The following is a 26,759-nucleotide window of genomic DNA, read 5'->3' on the forward strand; positions in this document are numbered from 1 at the left end:
CCCAAACTATGGTTGTGCCATTAAATTCAACAAGGTCTTTTATATTATTTAGACCAGTATATGAGGAGGTATATTGATGAAACTGAAGAAGACCCTATCACTGATTATTGCAACTACACTGTCGTGTTCTTTTATGTTTACCAGTGTAGCAGCTGCAGAAAATGTGGCTGAGACTAAAATTATGCTTATGGAGGCTGCTGGAGAAGTACCGGCAAAAGACGGAGCTACAAAAGAATCACCTGATACCAAAATAAGTAAGGATGAAGCAATAGCAACCGCAAAAAAGATGATCGAAGGTTATAATGATTATGAAATTGGATATGTTAATCTTAACCCTTCATGGGGAGCGTCTGCTAACAGGGTATGGAATATAGAATTTTACTGTCAGAAAGCGCCCGGTGGGAACGCGAATGTCGCTGTAGACAGTGAAACAGGCGAAATACTGAATTTCAATATCTGGGAAGGTTATGACAATCAGACAAATTTTGTTGCAAAAATGACCAGAACAGAAGCGAAAGTTAACGCTGAGAAGTTTATAAAAGAGCAGCTCAAAGAGAGCATTGATAGCTATGAACTCCAAAAAGAAGATCCTTATATGTACGGATACAGGATGGGCGGAGTAAAAGAGCCTATTGTCTATAACTTTACATATGTGAAGAAAGTAAATGGAGTTCCTTTCTCAAATTACACAATAAATGTAGGTATTGATGGAGTTAACGGAAAGGTAAGAAGCTACTATAGCAACCGTGTGAAGATTGACGAAAAGAAATTTCCTTCTACTAAAGATGTTTTAAGCGCAGAAAAGGTGTTTGAAAAGTATAAGGAGCTTGTAAAGGTCAAACTTCAGTATATTGCAACATACTCACATTCACCTTATGGTATGTCTAAGCCTAAGGTAACACTTGCGTATGTCCCTGTAACATATGTAAATATGATGGATGCCAGTACAGGTAAAGTTTTAAATTATGATGGAAGCAGTACAGATTTTTCATCTGAAGAAATAAAACAGCTTCTAAATAACCCTGTACCGATGAAGCCTGATGCAAAGATATCGAATAAGGCTATTTCTGAAAAAGATGCAAAAGCAAAGGCTGAAGAATATAAAAAAATAGTAGAAAAGCTTTTAGGTATTACATTTGATAATCCGGAAGGAAATGAATCCAAACCGTATTATTACGGCAGCCAGCAGGATGAAGTATGGAACTTTAACTGGTATAAGAATTCTGAAACCGGCAATGTACATTTTAATATAGCGATAAGCGCAAAAACAGGACACTTATTGAATATCAGCCTGGGCAGCTATGATAATATGTACGATATGAAAATGCGTGAAAACAAAAAACCGGAGCCTGTCAAAGAGAAACTTAAGTGGGCAAATGGAAAAGAGAAGGCTTTGGAACTTGTGAAGAAGCTGGTTCCCGATCAGTATGGATTTTATGTGGATGAAAACATCAAAGAACCTGAATATAGTGAAGAAAGCAGGAAGTACCTCAGAGAACATTATTATTCCTTTACCAGAATTGAAAACGGCATAAGATTCAGGGATAATAGCATAAACGTGGGCTATGACCGTGAAACCGGAAAATTAAGAAACTTCTACTTCAACTGGAGTGATATGGAATTTCCGGCTAAAACAGCATTGATTTCCGAAGAGGAAGCAACAAAGAAATATTTTGAAGGTACAGAGGCTAAGCTTATGTACTTCCTCAAGGCAGACTATACACCCCAAGGCGTTGTGTTTGGTGAAACTCCTCAGCTTGTATATTCCTTTAATACAAAAGGATATATGTATGGGGCACTTATGATTAATGCAAACACAGGAAAAGAAATTGACTATTCGGGAAATGAGATAAAATATGAAACTCCTGTAGGAGAAGCGAATATAGCAGATCATTGGGCAAAGAGAAGTGCAGAGCTTCTTGTCGCACAAGGCATACTCAAAAATCCTAACGTTGATTTGAATTCTAAGGTTACTAAAGCTGAAGCAGTTAAGATGATAACGCTTTCAAAGGGGATAAATTTCTACTATTATGAGAAATCTGATGCTCTTGCTCCTGAACCGACATTCAAGGATGTACCGAAGGATGATGAGTATTTCCAGTATATTGAAAGCGCTATAAAACAGAAATTAATAAGCAAGGATGCTGATGAGTTTAAGGGCAGCGAAAAGATGACCAAGGCTGAATTTGTAAAACTTTTAGTAAACCTTATTGGCTATTCTGATATAGCAAAGCACAAGGATATATTCAAAGTAAATAATGTGATAAATGTACCTTACGATATGACAGGATATGTTGCCATAGCAAGTGTGCTGGATATTCTCCCCGTGCAAGCAGGCAATACTTTTAACGGCAGTGATGAAGTGACTTACGGTGAAGCTGCGGATTCATTGTATAAAGCCTTAAGCCTTGTAAAATAATTCAACATTAATCAATATTTTACGACAGCTTTTGTCATTTCTGATTGAAACTGTAGGGCTCTTATGATATGCTGTAATTGCAGCATTTCATAAGAGCTTTTTGTTTATCTGAAAAGTATATTTTAGTATTTCTAATATTTCTTGAATACAGGTTTATTTTGATGATTATTTCAGCGTGATGCTGATTTCTTACTCTGACAATAGATGAGAGTTTGTTATTTTTTTTCTAAATTAATATAAGTGTTTTGGTAAGGTGGCTGGATATGGATAAAATAATTGGAATTAATGCTACGGCAGTATCTCATTCTGGGATGGGATATTCTGATAATGAAGACAATTTCTATATGAACGGAAGGCATATGTATGAATACGAGAGGGATAATATTCAGGTATCTGTCGAAAACCGGAGCGAGGAATATATTTTTGCAGTAAGCTGCGGAATGGACCGGGTAAGTAATGAGAAGGGCACGTCTATTTCCATGATGAAGGAGCTTAAAAAGTTCCAGGAGAAAATAAGAGGAACTGGCGGTGACCTTGTAAGCAAAATTGCTCAGATGAAAGAAAGCGTAGAAGAAGTAAATAATGTGATCTACAGTATGAATATAGGTAAATACACAAATAGTGAAAAAGCAACTTCTTTTGCAGGTATATTCATCCTTGACGGAAAAGCGGTGGCTATCAGTTGTGGAAAATCCAGAGTGTATCATCTGAGAGATGATAATATGAAGTTGATTGCTGCTGATAGTAAAAAGGCTGAAAGACTTCTGAAAATGGGAATTATCACTAATGAACAGGCAAAAACCATTTCAGGACATGCTGTTACAAGTGGAGCAGATGGACATACCAAATTGAATAAATCAGAGTTGATAGACATCAGAACGGGAGATAAGTTTCTGATATGCAGTGATGGTATATGCAGTATCCTTGAAGATGAGCATATACACGAAATATTGTCAACTAATAAGGACACCGGCTATATATCAAATATATTGATAAAAGAAGCTATGAAAAAAGGAAGTAAAGACAATATAACTGCTTTAGTGATAAGAGTAGAGGGTGATGGAGCTGAAGATACTTTACAGAGCAAGAAAGTCAAATCTGGTCTAACAAGGAGAGCAAGGCTGCAGGTTAATGAAAAAAGCGAAAACACCAGGACTATAATTGCATCCGTAATTGCTTGCATTTTAGTTGTAGGTATCCTGATTACCGTATTTTATAAAGCATGGACCGATAACAAGCAGGAGAGTCAACTGATTTCCAATTCAACTACAGCTACAACTACCACTTCAGATAATCCTGATAATAACAGCGGAAATGAGTCTGCCGCTAATGGGGGCTTACAAGAGGAACAGACTGCTGCTCCAGCCGAAGTGGAGAATAACAATGAAACAGGCAGCAAAAACACGGAAGAAAATGAAGACAAGGGTAATACAGAGGGAAGTTCGGATGAGAATTCCGGTGAAACCCAGCATAAGGTAGAGACAGGAGACACACTTGAGAAAATCAGTAAAAAATACTACGGGAGTATGGGGAAATACAGATTGATTATGGAGAGGAATAACATTACCAACCCTAATCAGTTAAAAGTAGGACAGGTTCTGATAATACCGAAAGAGTAAAAAAAACAACCGGATAATCATTTGAGATTACCCGGTTGTTTTTTGCTGTTTTAAAATTAAGAAAAAAAATAAAGCACTGTTATAATAATATAAATAATAGCATTAATATGTGCTTTAACAACTTATAAAAATAAATAATCAATATTTCAAAGGAGAAACAAAATGAAAAATTATTGCTGTGTCATTTGTATTATATCATAAGAACTGGAAAATTCATGTTAAAATTCTATTAAAGTTGTTAACAAATAATGAACAAAAGTGTTTTGTACGTATTTGATAAAACGGCTTACCTTGCTATCCATAACAATTGATTCAGCTGAAGTTTGAAGCCGGTTACTGCTGTTATGGTTGCTGTACAATCTATAAGGAAATAGAGCACAAAAAAATATGATAGAGATTTTCTGAAATAAACTGGAATATGTGATATGAACCAGTGTATATAAGGATGTACAAAGCCCATGAAAAATAATGAAATAATACCCCAGGTAATGGATGATTTAAGGCAAATCAGCCCTGCAATGTTAAATGGCTCCTCGCTATAGTCCCACCAATTATTATTGAATACGGAACGGAGCATAATCCCTATACAAAGTTCAAGTATGGTTGTCAGAATAATAGCATAAATGAAGTATTTGACAGCACTTTTACCCACATTACCCAGTAGAGTTATCAGTATCAGGGCACCGAAACCATAAATGGGACAGAAAGGTCCGAATAAAAAGCCTCTGTTTACCAAGTGTCCGGCCCGTAGTGACATATATACAGTTTCCATACACCAACCAGCAAAGGAATAAATAATAAAATAGTATAACAGATGATATAGTTTTCTATCTAATACTTCCCCGACTTTCACTTTAACCCCTCCAAAAGAAAAAAACTCATTGAATTATCTAACTTAATATACGGATAATGCTAAATTTTGTCTTATGGTGCAGCCTTAAATTTAATAAATTATTCCTAAAATACAATCGGTTTGTTGTTTATTTGGAGGTGTTGTTATATAATTCAGGTGAAGGGGAATAATCTGACAGGCATAAAAAAAACTAATAAATACTAATATTTCGGACTGGTGCTTTATATGTATAAAAAATTTAAGATAAGAGTGTTTAATATTATCGAGGGGACTTGTGAGAGCAGGAATGCAGGTAGGATTTTTGAATACTTTATAATGTCCCTGGTTGTTTTGAATGTAGTTGCCGTAGCTTTGGAGACCGAAAATGCATTGTATGAAGATTATGAAAGTGTGTTTCGCATATTTGAAATGTTTTCAGTTGCTGTATTTACTCTTGAATATGCTGCACGTGTTTGGGTATGTACAGAATACGCAAGATTTAGAAGGCCAATAATAGGAAGATTAAAGTTTATTCTTACGCCGATGTCGGTTATAGATTTACTTGCCATAGTACCGTTTTATTTGTCCATACTTCTATCATTTGTCCTGATTATTCCGGATTGGAGATTTATAAGAGCGGTAAGACTATTCAGGCTTTTCAGGTTACTTAAGCTGGGACGGTATTCTGATTCGCTTAAATCCTTTGTCAGAGTATTCAAATCTAAAAAAGAAGAGCTGACAGTAATATTATTTATAATATCCATCGCTCTTTTTGTTTCCTCAAGTATAATGTATTTTGTGGAAAATGATGCACAACCGGATAAGTTTTCCAGTATTTTTTCCGCTATGTGGTGGGGCATAGCTACTTTGACAACTGTAGGATATGGAGATATCTATCCAATAACTGCGATCGGCAAGATCCTCGGAAGCGTAATAGCACTTCTTGGTATTGGTATGTTTGCACTGCCGGCAGGGATGCTTGCTTCAGCATTTGCCGAGGAAATTCAGAAGGGAAAGAGGAAAAGTGATGTATGTCCACACTGTGGGAAGGAAATAACGGGTATAAAAATTAACACTGAGGATGACGCAAGCAGCCTCTGAAAGCTTTTTCGAATTTTACATCATCTTCTTTTGTTCTTTTCCTTATACTTCCGCACCTACCTCCTGAACGTCTTATTTTTTGGGATAGATGCCTTTCGAATAAAAGCCTGTCTATATTGCTTTCATTATAGATAAGGCCATTTTGATTAAGGACTGTCACTCCTTTGGAGAGACACATAGTGGCTACTCCGTAATCTTGTGTTACTACAATATCTGATTTTTCCGCCTTGTTGACAAGGGCAAAATCTACTGAATCACACGACTTATCAACAGTGATTATTTCTGAATAGCCGTCATAGAGTATATGGCTGGTATCACAAAGCATTATTACCTTAATGCTGTACTCTTTTGCGATTTTCACAATAATTTCCTTAACAGGACATGCATCTGCATCAACAAGTATCTTCATATATATACTCCCGTTTGATTAATTTTTATTGTTCTATTATAACAGATTCTCTAAAGAAAAATCCGAATCTGATAGTAATATTAATGCTGACCGTATATATAAAACTATAATAAATGGATATAAAAACTCTAATAATATATGTGGATAAAGTTTGAATGGCTATAGCCTGGAAAGCGGATGCATCTTCGCCGGATGCCAGGTGAAATAAAAAAAATAACCCATGGAGGTTAAAGTGATATATATTTATAACTGTTATGGAGGTACACATTCGTCTTCGCTTGCTTCAGCAGTACACTTGAAAAAGCTTCCCGCTGACAGAATTCCTACAGATGATGAAATACTAAACACACCGTATTTTAATAAATTGACGTATAAGGACATGGGGAGAATCATATATAGGGGGGATGATGAGGAGGGAAACAAGATTTTTACAGTAGGGAGAGGTACTTCCAGAGTTTTAGTCCCGTGTTTGAAAAATTTGATTGATGTTCTTCAAAGCGACTGTGGATTAAACGAAAAAATCATTCTTTCAAATATGTCTCCTGCAGTACCTTTCGCAATGACTATGGGGGGGTTTTTCTCGAGGGGGCTGGGTATTGATTCTGTAGGGGTACCACTTTTGATTCTGGGAGCAAAGCAAGCATACCCAAAGGTAATTGAATTTGTACAAAATACAAAAAATATAGCAAAAGAATCAAATGAAAAAGTAATTGTTCTTATGAATACCAAAAGGCAAAAATCAGGGTACTGATTGTCAAAATATCAGTATCCTGATTTTAGTTGGCTAAATCTGTGGCTCCGAATCGGGAACAGGGCCTCTCATCCTGACAACTTCCTTCTTCCATCTCCCGGAGAAGTAATACCAGAGACTTATGACCATTGTGACTCCAAAGCTTGTAATCATTGAAATCCATATTCCTCTTGTACCAAGAGCAGTACCTGAAAGTAACCATGCAAATGGAACCCTTACCACCCAAAGGGATAGTAATGAAAATATCATTGTAGTAATAGTATGGCCTGCCCCATTTATAATCCCGTTTGAGACAAACATAATCGCAAAAAGAATATAGGCTGAGCCGTTTATTCTCAAGTATTCAACACCAATATCGATGCTTTCCCTCGACTTTCCCAAACCGAAGATGGAAAGTATGAACTCAGGGAAGGATACAACAATTATGGACACTATTATTGTTACTACAGAGGTCATTATTATACCCCATTTAAAAATATCCTTGACTCTTTCAGGCTTCTTTGCACCTATATTCTGGCCTGTAAGTGCAGCCGTAGCCATACTCATTGACAACGCCGGCATGAATGCTATCTGGTCAACTCTTGTTCCTACACCGAATGCATTATTGGCATGCGGACCGAATGTATTGACACAGGTAGTAATAGCAGCTGAGCCTATAGAAATAAGTGATTGCTGGATAATTGACGGAAAGCCGATCTTGAATATCAGTGATGTGGTATGCTTGTCCATACGCAGATTCTTGGGATTGAAGGCAACTAGATGATTTCTCGTATTAAGATAAATAATACCACCTATTGTTGCCAGGGCTTGTGCAACCAGTGAAGCATAAGCAGCTCCGTTCAGGCCAAGCTCGGGCAGGGGGCCGACCCCCATTATGAATAACGGATCCAGCACAGCGTTGATTCCTACTCCTATACCAGTAAAAATCAAGGGTGTAACGGTATCTCCTATACCGCGTAGTATAGATGTGATAAGAAATCCGATATACATTAATAAGAATCCTGCAATTGTTATTTTCAAATAGCTTGATGCCATAGCAAATTGTTGCTCGGGTGTTTTCATTAGTTTTAGCAAAACGTCACTAGAAAAAATACCTGCTATTGTCAGTACAGTACCAAGAATCAGTGCAATAGAAAAGGAGTTATTTACTACTTTTTCAACTGTTTTATAATCTTTGGCGCCATAATACTGTGATACAAGTATTGTAGTAGCCATAGTAGCACCTGAAGATAATGCTATCAATATAAAAACTATGGGAAAGCTTATGGAAGCAGCTCCTAAAGCGTCTTCACTGACCTTTCTTCCGATCCATATTGCATTTACTAGACTATACCCTGTTTGAAGCAGATTACCAATCAGCATAGGGAGTGAAAATGTCAACAAGTGTCTTGGGATACTCCCTACAGTCAAATCTTTACCGAACTTACTACTCATACATATCTCCTTTGAAAAAAATACCGAGCAAAATGAGTTAATTTTATGATAATAGCACATAAAATATATTTTGTCTATTTTTTATCTGTTATAATCAAAGAAGAATACGTTAGATCAATCTGGAGGCAGGAATGAGAGTATTGATAGCTATGGATTCATTTAAAGGAAGTCTGACTTCTTTCGAAGCAGCAGATGCTGTAGAAAAAGGTTTGAAAAGGGTATTCAAAAATGCTTCAGTAGAAAAGGTTGCCGTTGCCGATGGTGGTGAAGGCACCGTAGATGCTCTCGTACAATCTCTTGATGGGGAATTTGTAAGTATCGAAGTTTCAGATCCATTAGGGAATAAGGTACAAGCCAGGTATGGAATTGTTAATGGTGACACGGCAGTGATAGAAATGGCAGAGGCATCAGGATTATGCCTTATTCCGGAAAGCAAAAGAAATCCTCTGATTACGTCTACCTTTGGCACAGGAGAACTGATTGCTGATGCTCTTAAAAGGGGTTGCACGAAAGTGATAATGGGCATTGGCGGAAGTGCAACAAATGATGGCGGAATGGGTATGGCAAAGGCACTGGGTGTAAAATTTTATGATGCCGATGGAAATGACGTAGGACATGGTGGTGGTGCACTTGGACGGTTGGTTAGAATTGATGTTTCGGGCATGAATACAGAAGTTGGAAAAGCAGAGTTCCTGGCGGCATGTGATGTAAATAACCCTTTATATGGGAACACGGGCGCGTCAAAGATATTTGCTCCTCAAAAGGGTGCTACTGACGAAATGGTAGAAATATTGGACAGGAATCTTTGTCATTATGCTTCAATCGTTAAAAACTGTTTGGGGATAGACCTGGAGGAAGTTCCGGGGGCAGGTGCGGCAGGTGGGTTGGGAGCAGGGCTTATGGTTTTTTGCAAAGCGAAGCTTGTTAAAGGTATAGATTTAGTGCTTGATTTGTTGAAAATTGATGAAAAGATTAAAATGGCGGATATAGTTATTACCGGTGAGGGAAGGATAGACAGCCAGACTGCTTATGGCAAATTGCCTGTAGGAATAGCAAAAGTTGCAAAAAAATACAATAAGCCTGTTTTTGCTATTGCCGGATTTATTGGAGAAGGTGCTGAACTTGTTTATGAATCCGGTATAGACTCTATACTCAGTTCTATGACAGGACCTATGTCATTGGAGCAATCAATGCAAAATTCTAAAAGGCTGATTGCTGATGCCAGTGAAAGGCTTTTCCGAATAGTATATACTTTAAGAGTGTAGATATATGGAAGGCGTTTTAATGGACTTAACGAAATATTAATAAATTAATCAAGGTTCAGTTATATATATATTTAAATTTCCTCAGGTGGTATAATATTCATATCTCTAATGATTTTCAGGGGTGATGGATATTAACTTTGATACAAAAGCTGAACAGGTAATAGAAGCACCGCAAGAGGGCTCGAAAATACTGCTCAAAGGACCGACGGGCAGCGGGAAATCAATGTTGTTGCTGGAAAGATACAGGTACATGGTCGAAAAACTCCATATTCCCAGTGAAAAGATACTCATTTTGCTTTTAAACAGAACTCAATCCCTGGAGTGGAGGTCGAAAACCATACTGGAGAAGTCTGGCACTATATGGCGCACATCATACTACGGATTTATTCAAGGTGAAATTAAAACATATTATCCGTTGATAGTAAAAAATTGCAATGAAATCGTTAACAAACGTATAAAGCCCATATTTCTTACCTTTGAGTCAGCTCAGTTTCTGGTTTCAAAAGCGATTGAGCACAGGAGGGAGGAAAAGGGAATCTTTTCAACTGTTGCTTCCTATACAGACAGAATAGCAATAGATCTTACTGCCAACCTTGTAAAAGCGGCTACTTCAGACATACCGTACTACGAGATAGGACAAAGGCTTTATGATGCTCTTGAGCTAAAAGATGAAAGCAAGAGGCAGGTTTTTAAGGAAGCTGATGACGTGCTGGCTGCTTATAGAAAAAGATGCCTGGAGCTAGGTATTTTCGACTTTGGTATGGCTGTAGATCTCTATAATAACTGCCTTTTGAAGGATGATATATATAAGGAACAGTTGTTTAAAAGAGTGCAGCATTTGATAGTGGATAATGTTGAGGAATGCGTGCCCACAGAAGTAGATTTTATAGAATTCATATCACCTAATTTGAAGACATGTTTGCTGGGATACAACTATGAAGGCGGGTACGGTGAAATATTCGGTGGAAATCATGAATATATGAGTCAGAGACTCGGTAAGGGTTTTAAGATTATCAGTATGGAAAACTCATATACATGTAAGGATTATCTATATGAGTTTTCGGAAATGCTGTATGAAAATATAGAAAATTCGGTAAAGACCCGGTATGAAAAAAGGCCTGAAATAGAAAGAAATCCGGCGTTTGAGCTAAGAAGTGAGATGCTTGAAAAGACCGGGGAAAGAATATGCCGCCTTATATTTGAAGAAGGGTATAAACCCTCGGATATTGCGGTTATATCTACATATGCAGATCCGGTTACGGAATTCGTCATTGGAAGGGTTCTGGAAAAAAACGGTTTGGTAATGAAGAATCTTGCAAGAAAGAGCAAAGTTATAGAAAATCCTTTTTCTCAAGCCCTTATAACTCTTGCACAGCTTTGTCATCCGGCATACGGAGTTATGCCGAATATTGATGATGTAAAAGCTCTTATCAGAATGCTCTTAAAGATAGACCCTGTAAGGAGTTCAATATTGGCTAATGAAATATGCAGCCAGAGGCCTTTTGCAGAGTTTCCGGATGTTGAATTTCCGGGACTGGTTGAACGTATAGGATATCACAATGTAGAAAAGTATGAATACATCAGAAAATGGATAAGCGATTATAAAAACAGAGAAGCTCCGCTGGAGATAAATGAATTTCTTCAGAAGGTATTCCTGGAAGTACTTATATCCGAAAATATCTCTGAAAATGATATTCTTCAGGCTAAAAACCTGATTGATAGTGCACAGACCTTTGTAGATATCGTTTCCAGGTTTAAGAATATGAATGCAAACAAGGGGTTTCTGGATATGATAAGAGGTGGAATAAAAGCGGCAGAGAGTATTTTTGAGCTTGAGGAAAACCTGCATGGAGAACATGTCATCCTTTCGACGCCTATAGCTTATCTGGCAAGCACTTTGAACAACAAGGCAATTATTTTGACCAGCTTGAGCAGCAACAATTGGACACCAAGAAGCATAAAAGAGATGACTAATGCGCATGTTCTGACAAAAACCTGGATACAGGGGAATATTTATACTGAAGAACTTGAAGAGGCAAAGCAAAAACATTATCTGGCTATACTTATGAGATCAATGCTAAAACGCTGTGGAGAAAAGCTTATTACTTTTGAATCAATGCTTTCTGCCAACGGCTATGAAAATGATGGTATACTGGCTGACTATTTTGAAGATCTGCTGACATAAAGAATATTAAAAAAAACAGAGTTACCGTAATTAATTACGGTAACTCTGTTTTTGCTCCGGCATACTATATATTAGAATATATGATAGGAGTGTATGAATTTGTATCCACATGATTATGAAGACTATTATGAGGATGATTTTGAGCGTCAGCCAGAACCTCCATTTGGTCAGTTTGGACCGATATTCGGTCAGGTGATACCTGGAAGTCAGTTTCTTCCGGGAGGAAGACCACCTTTTGGTCCACCACCGGGAGCAGGTGCGGCTGGCGGACCGCCGTCAGGGCCACCACCTTCTTTCACGCCTTCACAGGCTACAGCTCAGAGTATGGGTGTAGGAGGACCAGGTGTTTATGCAGTAGACCCCGGGGCTATCAGGTTTTGCTTATATAAATACTCATACCTGTGGCTTACTAACGGACGACAATTCTGGGCATGGCTGACATTTGTAGGCCAGAATTCGGTTTCGGGCTGGAGATGGACCGGATATAACTGGAGATATTTTGGAACGGATTTGAGAAATATTGATTCATTTGTATGCTATTAGGCAAAATAAAAAAGATGCTCTTAGAGCATCTTTTTATTTTATTATTCGTATGGCGCCTGAAGAAGAATACCTTCGTTTTCGTTATATATGGTATTGAACTGCGTTATGGATATAGGATTTACGCCAAGTCCTACTTCCACAGTATATCCTGGTCTTCTGTATTCCTGGATAAACCAATCCTTATAACCTGCATAAGATGCTTCGGCTGGATTCTCAGAAACAGCATAGCCGCTTAAACGTCCAAACACTTGCGCGATTCTTAAACCTTCCGGCGGAGCGAGGTTCAGATAAGACCAATATATAACTCTTCCCTGGGTGTGGTATGCTAGCACCATTCTGAAGTTGTGTTGTCGTGTAAAGTTGACCAGAGCTATGCTCTCGGGTTCAGTTAAAGGGGCAGTTCCACCATAGCCCTGAGGCGCAGGACTTATGATCCCCATTTCTATTTCATCCTGTTTTTCTTCTTCCCAACTGGCAGGATAATTCAGGTTTATATCCACGCCTCTGATGTTTGCTTTCCATACCCGTGATATAGGTAGCCCGGTGTTGTTTATTCTGTTTACGAACTCATAATAAGGGTTTTGACGGCTTATTCCCTCTAATACAAGGTCTACTCCATCGGGATTCACCATAGGAATAATGTAAATACTTGCCCGGTTCCATATATCACGTGGATTGTAACCTCTGAGTACGAAATTTGAGGAATATGCCCTTAAAAAATTTTCGGTGAACTTCATTAACAATGGTGTAGTAATCCACTCTATTGCATGATGTGCGCCATTATAAAACAACTGTTTCGGCCCTGTTCCAAGCCTGATATAGTACAGATTTTTTCCCTGGACACTTTTTCCGGCAATACCTGTTTCCAGAAACGGATATCTTGCTTTCAGACCCTGGATATCCGTTTCCATTATCCTGTAGGTGTAATCTATATCTGTAAATACCACATCAATTCCATAAGGTACTGTAATAGTGCTACCTACTACAAGGGAATCCGGGTTTATACCAGGATTGGCTGTAAGAATAGAATTTACGGTTGTATAGTATCTTCTGGCAAGGTTATAGATTGTATCTCCTTGACGGATAGTATATGTATCATATCCTCTTAAAAACCGCATGAATATATTCCAGGTGGCAGGACCAACTATTCCATCAGGTGTGAGACCGTTATTTCTTTGAAAAGTAATGACTGCCTGTCTTGTTTGAGCTCCAAATACTCCATCTACAGGACCTGCATAATAACCGACTCTCCGGAGCAGGCTCTGGATTAGTTTGACATAAGGTCCGACAGATCCTAGCTGCAAAGTTTCCATTTTTATATCACTCTAATAAGTTCTCTGTTTTATTTTATTAATCAGTTTATATTTATGTGCCAGATAAAACATCACATCCGAGTTTTTACACGTCAGGCTAGGTGATATAGTTGTATCTTTTTCTGAACTCACCCGGTGTAAAGCTTAACTGCTTTTTGAACAGAAAACTGAAGTAAGGCGTGTTTTCAAAACCACAATTAAGTGCAATATTGGAAATGGGTAAGCTTGTTTTTACAAGAAGTTCTTTTGCTTTTTCCAGCCTTATTTTTGTAATAAATTCGTTAGGAGTGATGCCCAAAGTACGCGTGAAAACCTTATGCAGATGATTTGGGCTCAAGCCTGCAAGCTCTGCCAAATTACTAAGGGTCAACTTGTTTTGGAAATTATGTTTGATGTATTCTACTACTTTTGTAATAACTGCATAATATGGTGATAATGGTACTATACCGTTTAGCAGCGGGTCGCACGAGTCCAGGTAGAGTTCTGATATCAACTGAAGCAGATAAGACTTGAGTAGCATGGCTGAAGTTTTCCCGGGGTTTATGAATTCCTTCAGCAGGGAATCAAAAAGAAATTGATATTTTTTTCCCATTGGTGGGTGGAAAAGCGGGGGGATAGATTCAAGTACCGGGTTTATATAGTAATTTTGAAATTCCTGTTCCTTAATAAAATCATAGGTATCAGAATTCTTATTTGTGTTACCCAGAAGATCAACACAAATAAGATAGCAATTGAACTGCATTATTCCCTGGGTTGTTTGTCCTGGTTTTCTGAATGCAACATCGCCATATTGTACCGGATATACCTTATCATCAAGCACCATTGCTCCATTACTGTCCAAGAAAAACTCAATCTCATAATCATACACATTACGTTTGCTGAATTTATAGCCCTTCGGTAGTTCTGTACCGCTGGTTAGGAAGTAGCTTCTAAGCACTTTTGGTGAAAAGTCTTCCATTGAAATATGAACTTGACTGACATTTGGATTCATAAAGTAACCTGTCCCATAAAACTTCAAATATAATATAATCAGTGTGCTTATTCATAATTACATTTTACCACACAAGTCTGTTTTTTCGAATAGGATATTGTAAACTTGAGAATAAGATATTGAAAAAAACATAATATTTTGAATTTTAAAAAATACAACCATATCATATAATTATACATAGACAAAAATTGTAAATAATATATATAGTACAAACTGGCAAACTTAGTGTAAAGGACATTTCGTAAGCTGATCGGAAAGATTTTCTTTAGTATGTTTCCCGGATTTTATATAAGAAATCACATTGGATATTAGGATAAAATTTCTATCTTAATACATAAAAAATAAAAAAACAGGGGGTAATTTCATGAAGAAAAACATTAGAGTTGCGGCTTTGGTAATGTCAATTTTTCTTGTGGTGACTTTATTGGCAGCTTGTGGTGACAAAGCAGACCAAGATGGCCCTAAAGGTGCATCACAAAACAATGAACCAAAAGAACTAACTGTATGGACTCATCTTACGGAGAAATCGGAATATCCCGTAGTGAAGAAAATTGCTGAGGAGTGGGCAGAGAAAACCGGAAATAAGGTGAAAGTTGTTTATGATCAGAGTAGTTTCCAGGCATATTCACAGGCTGCTGCAAGTAGTAAAGGCCCAGACATTATGTTCGGTATGCCCCACAATGACCTCGGAGTATTTCAGCGGGCAAATCTGCTTGAAGAAGTACCTTCTGATGTGATTGACAAGTCAAAATATGTGGATGTTGCCATAGATGCAGTAACACATAATGGCAAAATTTATGCACTTCCACTTGCGATGGACTCAATGGCTTTGTTCTATAACCCTGAAAAAGTGACTACACCTCCGGCTACATTTGAAGAGTTTATAGAACAGGCAAAAAAAGTAGGTTTTATGTACCACTTTCCGGATTTGTTTTCAAGCTATCCTTTTATAGCCGGTAGCGGAGCATATGTATTTAAAAACAATAGTGGAACTCTTGATGTGAATGATATCGGGCTTGGCAATGAAGGAGCTGTAAAGGGTTATGCGTTAATAAGAAGTTTCATAAAAGAACATAATTTCTTTAAAGCTGATTGCACAGGTGATATAGCAAATGGTAATTTCAAAGCCGGGAAAATTGGATTTTTCCTCGGGGGACCATGGGATGTAGATGGCTTCAGAAAGGCTAATGTCAAGTTTGCTGTTACACCGCTTCCCAAAATGGATGGAAAGATTATGCCAACTTTTGTTTCATTGCAGGCTGCATTTGTAAGCGCAAAGTCAAAAAACAAAGAAACTGCATGGGAGCTTATGAAATACATGGCTGAAAATAGTCCTGTACCTTTATTTAAATCAGGAAACAGAATTCCTGTACTTAAAGCTGAATTAGAAAAGCCTGAAGTAAAGGGAGACAAGATAATTTCTGCGTTTGCAGAACAGGCTTCAAACGGTAATCCTATTCCTAATATACCTGAAATGAATGCTGCTTGGGATCCTGTAAAAAATAACATTCTTCTGGTTGTCAGCGATAAATCCACACCTGAAAAAGCAGGAGTTGATGTGGTAACTCAGATTAAGCAGGGTATATCAACATTACAATCAAAATAAAACCTGTGTTCTGATATTCACATAACTATAAAGATTTGATTTTTGACAGATTTTTAGAATGTACAGATAACATTTAAAACAAAGGCAATAATTATCAGGCTTACAAATTGAGAGGGCTTTCCCTCTCAATTTGTATTAATGAATAACCTATTATTGGAAATATTCTGACAATCCTGTTTTTGTTTAGGAGGAGAAGGAATGAAGAAATTTACCGGCCCAAGAGCTGGCATACAACCGTATTTATTCTTGTCGCCAGCACTGATATCGATTTTTCTTATTAGTTTTTTACCAGTTGTATATACTATTTTTCTTGCATTCACAAATTATAGCCTTAACCATTTGGACGACTACAAGATAATAGGTATGGAAAATTTCGGGACTATCCTTACAGGACATTTAAGACCTATATTCCTGCCTGTGTTTCTATGGACTGTGTCCTTTGCATTGATAACAACCACAGGGTCTTTTCTTATCGGATTGATTATGGCAATTGTACTAAATAACCGCAATATGAGAGAAACAAGGATATATCGTGCCATTCTCATAGTACCCTGGGCATTGCCTTCTACGATAGCAGTGCTTGCGTGGCAAGGATTGCTGAATGAAACCTATGGCGGGATAAACGGAATGCTGGGGCTTCTAAACCTTCCTAATAATATTCCCTGGCTGAATGACCCTTTTTGGGCAAGAGTGGGATTAATCATAGTATCCTTATGGCTGGGCTTTCCTTATATGATGAATGTTTCACTGGGAGTGCTTCAATCAGTAGAACCATCCCTTTATGAGTCAGCAGATATGGATGGAGCAACATCGTGGCAAAAATTCAGGCGTATAACACTTCCTTTGATTACGTCGGCATCACTTCCTCTTGTAATATCATCTTTTGCATTTAACTTTAATAATTTTGGTGCAGCGTACCTGATTACCCAAGGAAATCCGCCAAGACCGGACACGCAGTTTGCGGGGTTTACTGACATACTTACAAGTGCGGGCTACAAAATGACAGCTCAATTTTTCAGGTATGATTTAGCTTCAGCTCTCAGTATATTGGTTTTCCTGGTAATTGGAACAATTACTCTTGTAAACATGAAACTGACACGGTCCTTTGAGGAGGTGGATTAAGTTATGGAAGAAAACACTTCTACAAATATCAGAAGAACGTACAGGAAAAGGTTAAGGCCTTCAGAGTTGAGAACACTCTGGATAAGTAGATTTTTCGTCTGGATAGTGATTTTGCTTACTCTTTTTCCGACGATATGGGTGTTTGCAGCATCTATGTCAAGAGGGGACAGTTTTTTCCTCGGTTCGGTTTTTCCGAAGGAATTTGCCCTGGATAACTATAAAGGATTATTTACCGATACCAACTTCCCACTCTGGCTGTTGAACAGCTTTAAAGTGAGTACCGGTGCATCTATATTTCAGTTGGTACTGACTGCAACGGCTGCATATGCATTTTCCAGGATGAGGTTCCCCGGAAGAAAATACGGACTGATGTCTTTGCTGCTGCTGCAGATATTCCCCTCCGCAATGTCCCTTTCTGCTATATATGCTGTTATTTACAGATTTGATCTTATAGACAACATGGGGATACTTATTGTGATTCTGGCAGGGGGAAGTGCATATAATATCTGGCTGCTGAAAAACTATATTGACAAGCTGCCCAGAGAACTGGATGAGGCTGCTGTAGTAGATGGTGCGGGGCATTTGCAGGTATTCTGGAGGATTATTCTGCCTCTGGCAATGCCAATGCTTGTAGTTATTTTCCTGTTCACCTTCATTGGTGTTTACAGCGAATTTATGATATCGAGTATCGTTGCACAATCGCCTGAAAACTATACTTTACCTGTAGGACTCAGGACTTTTATAAATAATCAGTTCTCTGCACACTGGACATTGTTTTCCGCTGCTGCTGTCGTTTCATCTTTACCTATAATGGTAATGTTTATGCTGCTTCAGAAATTTATACAGGGTGGACTTGCAGCAGGTGCTGTAAAGGGTTGATTTATTATAGATTTGAAGAAAATTAAATTGGCGGAGGAAAAACTGTGGAATTTGGAAAACCGGATTGGAAGACATACGAACAGGGTATTCAAAAGGAATGGCTTATAACAAACGGTACTGGTGGTTATGCCTCATCGACTATAATTGGTGCGAATACGAGAAGGTATCACGGGTTGCTTATTGCTTCTTTGAATCCCCCGGTAAACAGATGCATGCTGCTGTCAAAGATAGATGAAAGCGTTATTGTTGACGGCAATACACATGAACTATGTTCTTATGAATCGTCTGAAGGTATAAAACATGGGTATCACTACCTTGAGCGAGTTACTGTAAAACATCTGCCTGTCTTTAATTTCAGGGTAGAAGATATTTTTATTGAGAAAAAAATCAGTATGGTGTATGGTGAGAATACAGTAGTCATTGCTTATCATATTATTAATGGTTTGAGAGATATTAAGCTAAGACTTACGCCTCTAGTAAACTGCAGGGATCATCATGAGAACTCAAATAAGGCTAATATGAATTTCAGGCAGCAATGCAGCTTAAGAAGTGTTGTTGTGTTTCCAGAGGGGTACGATAATAGAAACGGAGTTAATATTTTTTGTAGTACTGGTTCCTTTGTTCAGGAAAAAGACAAGTATTTAGTTAATATGGAATATGCAATTGAGAGGGAGCGTGGACTAAACTCAAAAGATGATCATTACATTCCCGGATATTTTGACATTAAGTTAGACGCAGGGGAAGAAAAATACATATCAGTCCTCGCAACTACTGAGAGGATAATCAAGAATACTGATGGTAGAGCGCTGATAGATGCTGAGGAAAAAAGGGTTGAAACCCTAGTTGATTCTTCAGGGTATATTGATGGATTTGCAAGGCAGCTTGTGGCTGCCAGCGATAAATTTATTGTTGCCAGGCAGTCTACCGGAACAAAGACAATAATTGCAGGTTATCCATGGTTTACTGACTGGGGAAGGGATACAATGATTGCTTTTCCGGGGTTGACTTTAGCTACAGGCAGATTTCAGGATGCCAGAGAGATACTCCATACATTTGCCAGATATGTAAAGAACGGACTTGTTCCAAACATGTTTCCGGATGAAGGTCAGGAACCCATATACAACACTGTAGACGCTTCCTTATGGTATTTTGAGGCAATAAACAAGTATCTGCAATATACGGGAGATCATGAGTATATTAAGAATAAACTCTTTGGTATAATGAATGAAATAATCCATGCTTATGCTACAGGTACGGATTTTGGAATAAAAATGGATAGAGACGGTCTTATTTCGGCAGGTGACAAAACCACTCAGCTTACATGGATGGATGTAAAGGTCGGGGATTGGGTTGTGACACCAAGACATGGAAAAGCGGTAGAGATTAACGCGCTATGGTATAATGCACTGAAAATTATGGCAAACCTTTCTGAAAAGTATGGATATACTAATACCAATTATGAAGAGATGGCTTCGAAAGCCAAAAAAGCATTTATCGACAGCTTCTGGAATGAAAAGGAACAATGCCTTGTTGATGTCATTACTGAAGGCAAAAAGGATTGCAGTATAAGGCCAAACCAAATATTTGCAGTAAGTCTTTCGCATCATATCATTGAAGGAGATATGGCAAAAAAAGTAGTCAGCAGAGTGTGGAAGGACTTGTATACGGCGTATGGACTTAGAAGCTTAGCTCCTGATGAGAAAGACTATATAGGAATTTACAAGGGCGATATATATAAAAGGGATGGGGCATATCACCAGGGGACTGTGTGGGCATGGCTGCTCGGTCACTTTATAACAGCTTATATGAAAGCTTTCGGGTATAATGAGGATAGTAGAAAACAGGCATTACGATTTATAGAACCTATGAAGGATCATATGAGAGATGCCTGCATAGGATCGATTTCAGAGATTTTTGACGGCAATGAGCCTTTATTGCCGAGAGGGTGCTTTGCGCAGGCGTGGAGCGTTGCAGAGATACTTAGGGCATATGTTGAAGATATATATCCTCATATTAATAAAAAATTGTTCCCCCATAGGGTTAATTGAAAGTTTTGTTTTCAAGATATCAAGTATATTTGATATCTTTTTTCTTTTCTATATGGATTGTCCGGCGTAATAATGTTTGATAGCCCCTTTTTATTTCTTTACTATGTACAAGCGGCAGGATATACTTATATTAATATGAATTGTTCATAAAAAGGAGTGTCTTAAGACATTTATGGGCTTACGCAAGGGACAGAGAGAATTGGTTGAACAATATAGGGGAGGGTATTGTGCTGTACCTGCTATTCCTGGTGGGGGGAAAACGCATTGCCTTTCACTTTGGGCTGTAGAAATGATATCGCAGGGGTTGCACAGGCCTGGCAAAATATTGATAGTTACATATATGAACAGCGCAGTAAATAACTTTAAGCAGCGTATTTCCCGTGAGTTGGCAAACAGGGGTATCGGAAGCAATAAAGACTACTTTGTGTCAACCATACATGGCCTTTGTCTGCAGATAATCAAAGAGAAACCTGACCTGGTAATGGCTAATGAAGATTTTGATATAGTAGACGGAGTTACTAAGATACATATTATAAGCAGCGCAATTGATGAGTGGAGAAAGAAAAATGAAGACATATTCAGACTGTACATTGAAGAATCAAATCTTAGTACCAGTAAAATTGCGGAAACATATAAAAACTGGCAGGACAAGTTGTGCAGTGTGATGCTTGCAGCCATAAGTGAGTTTAAATGCAGGGGGATAAATCCTGCAGAAGCAAGGGAGAACTGCAAAACTCTGCCTAAAAACTCACTTTTAAAACATGCTGCTGATATATATGAAATATATAATAAGAAGATAAAAATGAGCGGATTTCTGGATTTTGATGATATGCTGTATAATGCAAAAAGGATTCTTTCAGAAGATGAAATGTTGTTAGAAAAATACCGCAGTAAATATACTTTTGTATGTGAAGATGAAGCACAGGATTCCAATCTCATCCAGAGTGAAATACTGACAATGATAGCTGACGGAAACTTGCTTAGAGTAGGTGATAGTAATCAAGCTATCTGCGGAAGTTTCACCAGCAGCGACTTTACCTTATTTAAAAATTTTTGTGATATGCCCGGAACTACAGTTTATAATATTACCCAATCCAGTAGAAATACCAAGGAAATAATAGATATTGCAAACTATTTTGTTAATTATGTCAGGGAGAGGCATCCGGTACCTGAGTGCAGAGATAGCTTGCTGCCTCAGTATATCGAGCCTGTTGGTATAAATGATGAAAGGCCAAACCCTGTAAATAAGGAATATGGAATAAGAGCGGCAGTGCTGGGGTCATGGGAAGAAGAGGCGGAGGTAGTAGTAAGGGAAGCATATAGCATGATTAAAAAGCATCCGGACAAGACTATAGCTATACTTATACCAAGTTCATGGAAAATCAGTTTTGTAGTAAAACTACTCGAAGCGAAAAACATTCCGTATGAGGAACTTGACAGCACGTCCGGTGAAAAAAACAAGACAGTGAAAAAGCTTGGAAGGGTTATAGATTTTATTTCATGTCCGGAAAACAGCGAGAAATTTGCCGCTGTAATGAATGAATGCTTTCTGATAGAAGAAGACAAAGATGATACCGATACGGATAAAGAAGATGGAAATTCCCGGGCGAAAAACCATAAAGAACAGCTGATTCAATACTTAAAAAAGCTATCTACGGAGAAGCTTCTTTACCCAATAGGTGGTGAAATAGATACAAGGGCTGTACCTGAAGATTTATTAAAGTCAAAAATATGGGCAGATTTCACTGAGAAGCTTGAATTAGTCAGAGAATTATTGGAATTTCCTGGTACTGTAGTAGAAAAATTAATTTTATATATAGCAGAAAAGCTTGAGTTTGACAGGGAAGAAAGAGCAATTGCACAAAAGGTGGCGGGAGATGTAAGATATCTTATGAGTCAGGACCCTCACTGGCGACTGGTAGATCTTGCACTTGAACTTCTAAGTCCTAAGAACATTTTTAATTTCTTTGCGGGCTTGGTGTGGGATTTGAAGGGATATGAACCTAAACCGGGCGTTGTCACACTAGCTACATACCATAAATCAAAAGGTCTTGAGTGGGATACCGTCTTTCTTTCTGGCTTAAATTATGCAGACTTTCCTGTAGAGCTGAATGATAAGTTTGTTGGTGAATACTGGTTCCTGAAACAAGAATATAAAAACCCCCAAGCACTGGTAAAGGCAGATATTCAAAAGATTTTTGAGGGTAACCCGTGCTTAGACTCCATAATGGAATCCAAGCTGGAAACCATATCTGAGAAAGCAAGGCTGCTTTACGTGGGTATAACACGAGCAAAACAGTATTTATATTTATCCGGTTATCATGCAAATAAGGGAAAAAGGAATGAGGTACCGGCATCAAAATATCTTGTTGAACTTAAACGATATATAGATGACAATAGTAAAAGTGAATCCGTGAATCTGGAAGCTGGGAGGGGATTGAGTGGCTAACAACTCTGTTTTTAAAGAATATTTTTTGTTTACCCAGCATTCTCTCTCTACTTTTGACAGCTGTCCTTTGAAATTCAGGAAAAGATATCTGGAAGGCTTGAAATGGGATAGTTTTCCTGATGAGAATATAAAGAAAAGGCTTGAAATGGGTAATAACTTCCATCTTCTGGCACATAGGTACTTTTTAGGCATTGAAACCGGACTGGATAAATCTGAAGAAGAATGTGAAGAACTTACCAAATGGATGGAAAATTTAAAAAAATCTTTTTCAAAAGACAGATTTGACATATGTCTTCCGGAATACAAACTTAGGATGTCAAAAGATAAAATGAAGCTTGAAGCAAATTTCGATTTGATAATACTACGTGATGGGTACATGGAGATATGGGACTGGAAGACTCACGGAGAGAATAAAAAGGGCAGGAAAAGCATAATAGGAAACAAACTAAGAGATAGCTTGCAAACCAAGGTATATATGTATGTATTAAAAGAGCAGGCGGCTTTGATTGCAGGAGAGGAAGTGGATTGTGACAGAATAAGCATGCATTATTGGCAGCCTGATCCTCCTGGAACGCTGGCGGAAATCAGATATGATAACCTTATGCATGAGGAGTTTGGAAACATTCTTGCAAAAAAGATTGACGACATATTCGGTTACGACTATTCAGGGTTTGATAAAGCTATATATGCAAAGCATTGCAAGTTCTGTGAGTTTAGCTGGTATTGTAACAACGAAAGAATAGATTTTAAGGCTATTGAGGAAAATGAGGATATTTTTGAAGAACTGGAGTGGGATAACGTAACAGAGATATACTGAGGAGTAGATTATGCAGGTTAGTTTCAATATACTAAACAAGGGAATGAAAATACCTGCCGAACTGATAGAAGCGGCAGGAGGAGACGAACTTATAGCAAGGATATTCTTCAACAGGGGTTACAGAGATCCGAAAAATGTAAAGCAAATGCTTAAGGAGGAATTGTACGAACCTACAAATCCTTATGAATTTCCGGATATGGCTGGAGCGGTTGAAAGGATAGATAAGGCGATAGCTTCGGGTGAGAAAATCGCAGTATATGGTGACTATGATGTCGACGGTGTAACAAGTACAGCCACACTTGTACAGAGTTTGAGAATTTTCTCCGATAAGGTTATTTACCATGTACCCGACCGGTTTACCGAAGGGTACGGAATGAATGCTGATGTTATAAGAGATATGGGTGTCCGGGGAGTATCTCTGATAATTACATGTGATTGTGGAATATCAAACATCAATGAGATTGGAATAGCAAAAGAGCTGGGAATGGATGTAATAGTGACTGACCACCACAATCTTCCGGAACAACTTCCTCCTGCGGATTACGTACTAAACCCTAAGCTTCTTGCTGAGGGCCACAGAGCCAGAAATCTTTCGGGCTGTGGAATGGCTTATTTTTTGTGTTCAGCATTACTATATTCAAAAGGAATGGAAAATAAAGCAGATGACCTTCTTGACCTTCTTGCATTGTCGCTAGTTGCTGATGTTGTAAGTCTTAACGGGGAAAACAGGTATTTGCTAAAAAAGGCTATACCAGTATTATTCAATACTAACCGTATAGGGCTAAAAGAGCTTTTTACCATAATAGAGAAAACAGCAAAAATGCAGTCTGAAGAGGATATTGCTTTTCAAATAGCTCCGAGAATAAATGCTGCCGGGAGAATGGAAACTGCAAGACTGCCTGTAGAATTATTCTTAAGCGGCAATCGGCAGGAAAGCGAAGAAATTGCCCTGAAAATCGATTTTTTGAATAAGGAAAGGAAGAGAGTACAGCAAGAAATCATTAACCAAGCTATAGCACAGGTTGAGGACAAAAAGAAGAATAAAACTGTTCTTGTTCTTTTTAATGAGTATTGGCATCACGGAATCATAGGAATTGCAGCAGGAAAAGTTTGCGAAACATATAGAAAACCTGCCATCTTACTTTCGATGAAGGAAGATGGCAAAACAGTTGTAGGCTCAGCCAGGTCCGTAGAGAGTATAAATATATATGAACTTATAAAGGAGTGCAGCAGCAAACTTATTAAGTTTGGCGGTCATAGTCAGGCTGCAGGGCTTTCTTTAAACCGGGATGATGTGGAAGCCTTTACAATTGAAATTGAAAGGTTGGCTGAGAGAAGGTTCTTTATTAGGGATACAATTCAAATCGATGTAGATGCAGAACTGGATCTTGGGGAAATTAATGAAGAACTGAATAACAGGCTGATAAGTGCAGGTCCTTACGGCGAGGGTTTTGAGCCACCTTTTTTTGCAACAAGAAATGTTACGGTTGTAAGTGACAGGAAGACAGAAAAAAATCATCACATAATGGTACTAGCGGGAGAAAACGGTATAAGAATTCCGGCTGTGAAATGGTTTGGCGAAAACAAAAGCCTTCAGGATAAAAAATTTGATATTGCATATAAAGTAGGGGTAAATACTTACCGGGGCAACTCTGAAATTCAATTGACACTTGATAGCCTTTTAGAGACTGAAGGAAATCCTGTTAAGGCTTTTTCCGGGCGGTTTATAGAAGGGAGAGGCTTTTCACTTGCAGAACTCTTAAAAAAACATAAAAACAGTTTGATTTTTTTTGAAGGGTTAAGGGCAAACTGTCCGGTAAGAAATACAGTAACCAGATACAACATTCATAAAACAGACAATCTGATACTGCTTTCCACACCTGCTAGTACAATTATTCTCAGAGAGGCTATATCTCTTGCAAACCCAGAAAATGTGATTATCAGCTTTTTGTATAATCCAGACTATTCAATGAAAGGTTTTTTAGTGAATCTTTTGGGAGTAATTAAGTACCTGATAAACAACGAAAGCGGCAAAAGTAATTTTGAAAGCCTGTCTTCAAAACTATGTGTTGAGGAAGGAATAATAAAAGCAGCTTTAAAGTATCTGAAAAGCCTTGGCAAGGTGGAATATTCAGTAAATTTGGGTGAAGAAGCATTACAGTTTTATATGCCTGATGATAATAGGACCGGAATAGATATGAAAACTTCCGGTTTTGACAAAAGTCCTAAAAAGTATGAGTCTAATTTAAAAGAAGCTTTGGCTGAAAAAAGTTCGTACCAACAGTTTTTACTAAAACTTGAGATTGAAAAATTTAATGAGTACTTAAAGTAGTGCAGTTAACAGGCTAAACTTTTATGTCTACATGACTACCTTTATGAGGTGTAACGGATTGTTCCATGACTTTTGCATTTGCATTCTTCATGTCGTTGAGAAGCAGAGATACCGATTGAGCGTCTTGGTTCATGGACTTTCTTAAAGTAGCAATGTTTAGGGCTTGCTTTATACTGCTAAGAGATTCGAGAGGAATACTGCCTATATTCATATAAACACCTCCGGAAAAATATTATAATTATTACTTATTATATCATTTTTTTTTAGTATTTAAAATAAGGCTAAATACCTAAAAAAACCATCTATCATTTTGATAGATGGTTTTAGTTTAACTGTTTAGTTTGCGGGCTGTTTGTCAGCAGGCTGCTTGTCCTTAGGTTGCTTATCCTTAGGCTGTTTGTCAGCAGGCTGCTTGTCCTTAGGTTGCTTATCCTTGGGCTGTTTGTCAGCAGGCTGCTTGTCCTTAGGTTGCTTATCCTTGGGCTGTTTATCAGTAGGCTGCTTATCCTTAGGTTGCTTATCCTTGGACTGTTTGTCAGCAGGCTGCTTGTCCTTAGGTTGCTTATCCTTGGGCTGTTTATCAGTAGGCTGCTTATCCTTGGGCTGTTTGTCAGCAGGCTGCTTGTCCTTAGGTTGCTTATCCT

The 26,759-nt window shown here is 38.1% G+C and carries 21 protein-coding genes; 14 read left to right on the forward strand and 7 right to left on the reverse strand.

All coding sequences use genetic code 11. The annotated features are described in order from the left end of the window. Window positions 1–76: 76 nt before the first annotated feature. Together N3I35_10130 and N3I35_10135 are read left to right on the forward strand one after the other, a co-directional pair. Window positions 77–2,419, forward strand: coding sequence for an S-layer homology domain-containing protein (locus tag N3I35_10130; GenBank protein MCX8130444.1), 2,343 nt, complete (start codon window positions 77–79; stop codon window positions 2,417–2,419). A gap of 263 nt (window positions 2,420–2,682) precedes the next feature. Next, on the forward strand, window positions 2,683–4,038 hold the full coding sequence (locus N3I35_10135) for a LysM peptidoglycan-binding domain-containing protein (protein MCX8130445.1): 1,356 nt from the start codon (window positions 2,683–2,685) through the stop codon (window positions 4,036–4,038). A gap of 286 nt (window positions 4,039–4,324) precedes the next feature. Here N3I35_10135 and N3I35_10140 read toward each other — a convergent pair whose 3' ends face one another. Continuing rightward, window positions 4,325–4,891, reverse strand: a complete 567-nt coding sequence (locus tag N3I35_10140) for a putative ABC transporter permease (GenBank protein ID MCX8130446.1) — start codon at window positions 4,889–4,891, stop codon at window positions 4,325–4,327. 225 nt (window positions 4,892–5,116) lie between these two features. Between N3I35_10140 and N3I35_10145 the strand changes: the two genes are divergently transcribed. Next, a complete protein-coding gene (locus tag N3I35_10145) occupies window positions 5,117–5,971 on the forward strand; it encodes an ion transporter (GenBank protein MCX8130447.1) in 855 nt (284 codons plus the stop codon). Here the strand turns inward: N3I35_10145 and N3I35_10150 are convergent. Next, complete coding sequence (locus N3I35_10150; protein ID MCX8130448.1) at window positions 5,940–6,380, reverse strand: YaiI/YqxD family protein; 441 nt, start codon at window positions 6,378–6,380, stop codon at window positions 5,940–5,942. The two genes, N3I35_10145 and N3I35_10150, sit on opposite strands and share 32 nt — an antisense overlap. 232 nt (window positions 6,381–6,612) lie before the next feature. Between N3I35_10150 and N3I35_10155 the strand changes: the two genes are divergently transcribed. Beyond that, window positions 6,613–7,131 carry a DUF3189 family protein gene (locus N3I35_10155; GenBank protein ID MCX8130449.1) on the forward strand — a complete coding sequence of 173 codons (519 nt, stop codon included), beginning with the start codon at window positions 6,613–6,615 and terminating at the stop codon, window positions 7,129–7,131. Between the two features lie 33 nt (window positions 7,132–7,164). Here the strand turns inward: N3I35_10155 and N3I35_10160 are convergent, their stop codons facing one another. Continuing rightward, window positions 7,165–8,565, reverse strand: coding sequence for an MATE family efflux transporter (locus tag N3I35_10160; protein MCX8130450.1), 1,401 nt, complete (start codon window positions 8,563–8,565; stop codon window positions 7,165–7,167). A gap of 131 nt (window positions 8,566–8,696) precedes the next feature. Here N3I35_10160 and N3I35_10165 point away from each other — a divergent pair, with 131 nt between their 5' ends. The 3 genes from N3I35_10165 to N3I35_10175 all read left to right on the forward strand — a co-directional run bounded on the left by N3I35_10165 (window position 8,697) and on the right by N3I35_10175 (window position 12,558). Beyond that, window positions 8,697–9,830 (forward strand): glycerate kinase, encoded by a 1,134-nt coding sequence (locus N3I35_10165; protein MCX8130451.1) that lies wholly within the window; start codon window positions 8,697–8,699, stop codon window positions 9,828–9,830. Window positions 9,831–9,954: 124 nt separating this feature from the next. Then, window positions 9,955–12,015, forward strand: coding sequence for a hypothetical protein (locus tag N3I35_10170; GenBank protein MCX8130452.1), 2,061 nt, complete (start codon window positions 9,955–9,957; stop codon window positions 12,013–12,015). A 93-nt stretch (window positions 12,016–12,108) separates the two neighbouring features. Continuing rightward, window positions 12,109–12,558 (forward strand): hypothetical protein, encoded by a 450-nt coding sequence (locus N3I35_10175; GenBank protein MCX8130453.1) that lies wholly within the window; start codon window positions 12,109–12,111, stop codon window positions 12,556–12,558. 41 nt (window positions 12,559–12,599) lie between these two features. Here the strand turns inward: N3I35_10175 and N3I35_10180 are convergent, their stop codons facing one another. Both N3I35_10180 and N3I35_10185 read right to left on the reverse strand, forming a co-directional pair. Continuing rightward, a complete protein-coding gene (locus N3I35_10180; GenBank protein MCX8130454.1) occupies window positions 12,600–13,871 on the reverse strand; it encodes a M14 family metallopeptidase in 1,272 nt (423 codons plus the stop codon). 97 nt (window positions 13,872–13,968) lie between these two features. Continuing rightward, window positions 13,969–14,862: an AraC family transcriptional regulator gene (locus N3I35_10185; GenBank protein ID MCX8130455.1), complete on the reverse strand. Its 894-nt coding sequence runs from the start codon at window positions 14,860–14,862 to the stop codon at window positions 13,969–13,971. Window positions 14,863–15,226: 364 nt separating this feature from the next. On the opposite strand from N3I35_10185, the gene N3I35_10190 reads away from it, so the two are divergent. The 7 genes from N3I35_10190 (at window position 15,227) to recJ (ending at window position 26,115) form a co-directional block, all read left to right on the forward strand. Then, a complete protein-coding gene (locus N3I35_10190) occupies window positions 15,227–16,468 on the forward strand; it encodes a maltose ABC transporter substrate-binding protein (protein ID MCX8130456.1) in 1,242 nt (413 codons plus the stop codon). Between the two features lie 198 nt (window positions 16,469–16,666). Continuing rightward, window positions 16,667–17,590 (forward strand): sugar ABC transporter permease, encoded by a 924-nt coding sequence (locus N3I35_10195; protein ID MCX8130457.1) that lies wholly within the window; start codon window positions 16,667–16,669, stop codon window positions 17,588–17,590. 3 nt (window positions 17,591–17,593) lie between these two features. Beyond that, window positions 17,594–18,469, forward strand: a complete 876-nt coding sequence (locus N3I35_10200; protein ID MCX8130458.1) for a sugar ABC transporter permease — start codon at window positions 17,594–17,596, stop codon at window positions 18,467–18,469. Window positions 18,470–18,513: 44 nt separating this feature from the next. Then, entirely contained in the window at window positions 18,514–20,517 is a 2,004-nt protein-coding gene (locus N3I35_10205; GenBank protein ID MCX8130459.1) for an amylo-alpha-1,6-glucosidase, read from the forward strand. 172 nt (window positions 20,518–20,689) lie between these two features. After that, a complete protein-coding gene (locus tag N3I35_10210; GenBank protein ID MCX8130460.1) occupies window positions 20,690–22,966 on the forward strand; it encodes an ATP-dependent helicase in 2,277 nt (758 codons plus the stop codon). Further along, entirely contained in the window at window positions 22,959–23,783 is an 825-nt protein-coding gene (locus N3I35_10215) for a PD-(D/E)XK nuclease family protein (protein ID MCX8130461.1), read from the forward strand. The genes N3I35_10210 and N3I35_10215 overlap by 8 nt, the downstream gene beginning before the upstream one ends. A 10-nt stretch (window positions 23,784–23,793) precedes the next feature. Further along, a complete protein-coding gene (gene recJ / locus N3I35_10220) occupies window positions 23,794–26,115 on the forward strand; it encodes a single-stranded-DNA-specific exonuclease RecJ (protein MCX8130462.1) in 2,322 nt (773 codons plus the stop codon). A gap of 13 nt (window positions 26,116–26,128) precedes the next feature. Here recJ and N3I35_10225 read toward each other — a convergent pair whose 3' ends face one another. Both N3I35_10225 and N3I35_10230 read right to left on the reverse strand, forming a co-directional pair. Continuing rightward, a complete protein-coding gene (locus N3I35_10225) occupies window positions 26,129–26,326 on the reverse strand; it encodes a YjfB family protein (protein MCX8130463.1) in 198 nt (65 codons plus the stop codon). 125 nt (window positions 26,327–26,451) lie between these two features. Next, window positions 26,452–26,759: hypothetical protein (locus N3I35_10230; protein ID MCX8130464.1), on the reverse strand; the 308-nt coding region annotated here is incomplete at its 5' end.

It is taken from the genome of Clostridia bacterium (assembly GCA_026414765.1).
Classification (GTDB): domain Bacteria; phylum Bacillota; class Clostridia; order Acetivibrionales; family DSM-27016; genus SKW86.

Coding starts and splice junctions, on each gene's coding strand:
- N3I35_10130 (MCX8130444.1), top strand. CDS start 77: ATGAAACTGAAGAAGACCCTATCACTGATTATTGCAACTACACTGTCG.
- N3I35_10135 (MCX8130445.1), top strand. CDS start 2,683: ATGGATAAAATAATTGGAATTAATGCTACGGCAGTATCTCATTCTGGG.
- N3I35_10145 (MCX8130447.1), top strand. CDS start 5,117: ATGTATAAAAAATTTAAGATAAGAGTGTTTAATATTATCGAGGGGACT.
- N3I35_10150 (MCX8130448.1), bottom strand. CDS start 6,380: ATGAAGATACTTGTTGATGCAGATGCATGTCCTGTTAAGGAAATTATT.
- N3I35_10160 (MCX8130450.1), bottom strand. CDS start 8,565: ATGAGTAGTAAGTTCGGTAAAGATTTGACTGTAGGGAGTATCCCAAGA.
- N3I35_10165 (MCX8130451.1), top strand. CDS start 8,697: ATGAGAGTATTGATAGCTATGGATTCATTTAAAGGAAGTCTGACTTCT.
- N3I35_10170 (MCX8130452.1), top strand. CDS start 9,955: ATGGATATTAACTTTGATACAAAAGCTGAACAGGTAATAGAAGCACCG.
- N3I35_10175 (MCX8130453.1), top strand. CDS start 12,109: ATGAATTTGTATCCACATGATTATGAAGACTATTATGAGGATGATTTT.
- N3I35_10180 (MCX8130454.1), bottom strand. CDS start 13,871: ATGGAAACTTTGCAGCTAGGATCTGTCGGACCTTATGTCAAACTAATC.
- N3I35_10185 (MCX8130455.1), bottom strand. CDS start 14,862: ATGAATCCAAATGTCAGTCAAGTTCATATTTCAATGGAAGACTTTTCA.
- N3I35_10190 (MCX8130456.1), top strand. CDS start 15,227: ATGAAGAAAAACATTAGAGTTGCGGCTTTGGTAATGTCAATTTTTCTT.
- N3I35_10195 (MCX8130457.1), top strand. CDS start 16,667: ATGAAGAAATTTACCGGCCCAAGAGCTGGCATACAACCGTATTTATTC.
- N3I35_10200 (MCX8130458.1), top strand. CDS start 17,594: ATGGAAGAAAACACTTCTACAAATATCAGAAGAACGTACAGGAAAAGG.
- N3I35_10210 (MCX8130460.1), top strand. CDS start 20,690: ATGGGCTTACGCAAGGGACAGAGAGAATTGGTTGAACAATATAGGGGA.
- recJ (MCX8130462.1), top strand. CDS start 23,794: ATGCAGGTTAGTTTCAATATACTAAACAAGGGAATGAAAATACCTGCC.
- N3I35_10225 (MCX8130463.1), bottom strand. CDS start 26,326: ATGAATATAGGCAGTATTCCTCTCGAATCTCTTAGCAGTATAAAGCAA.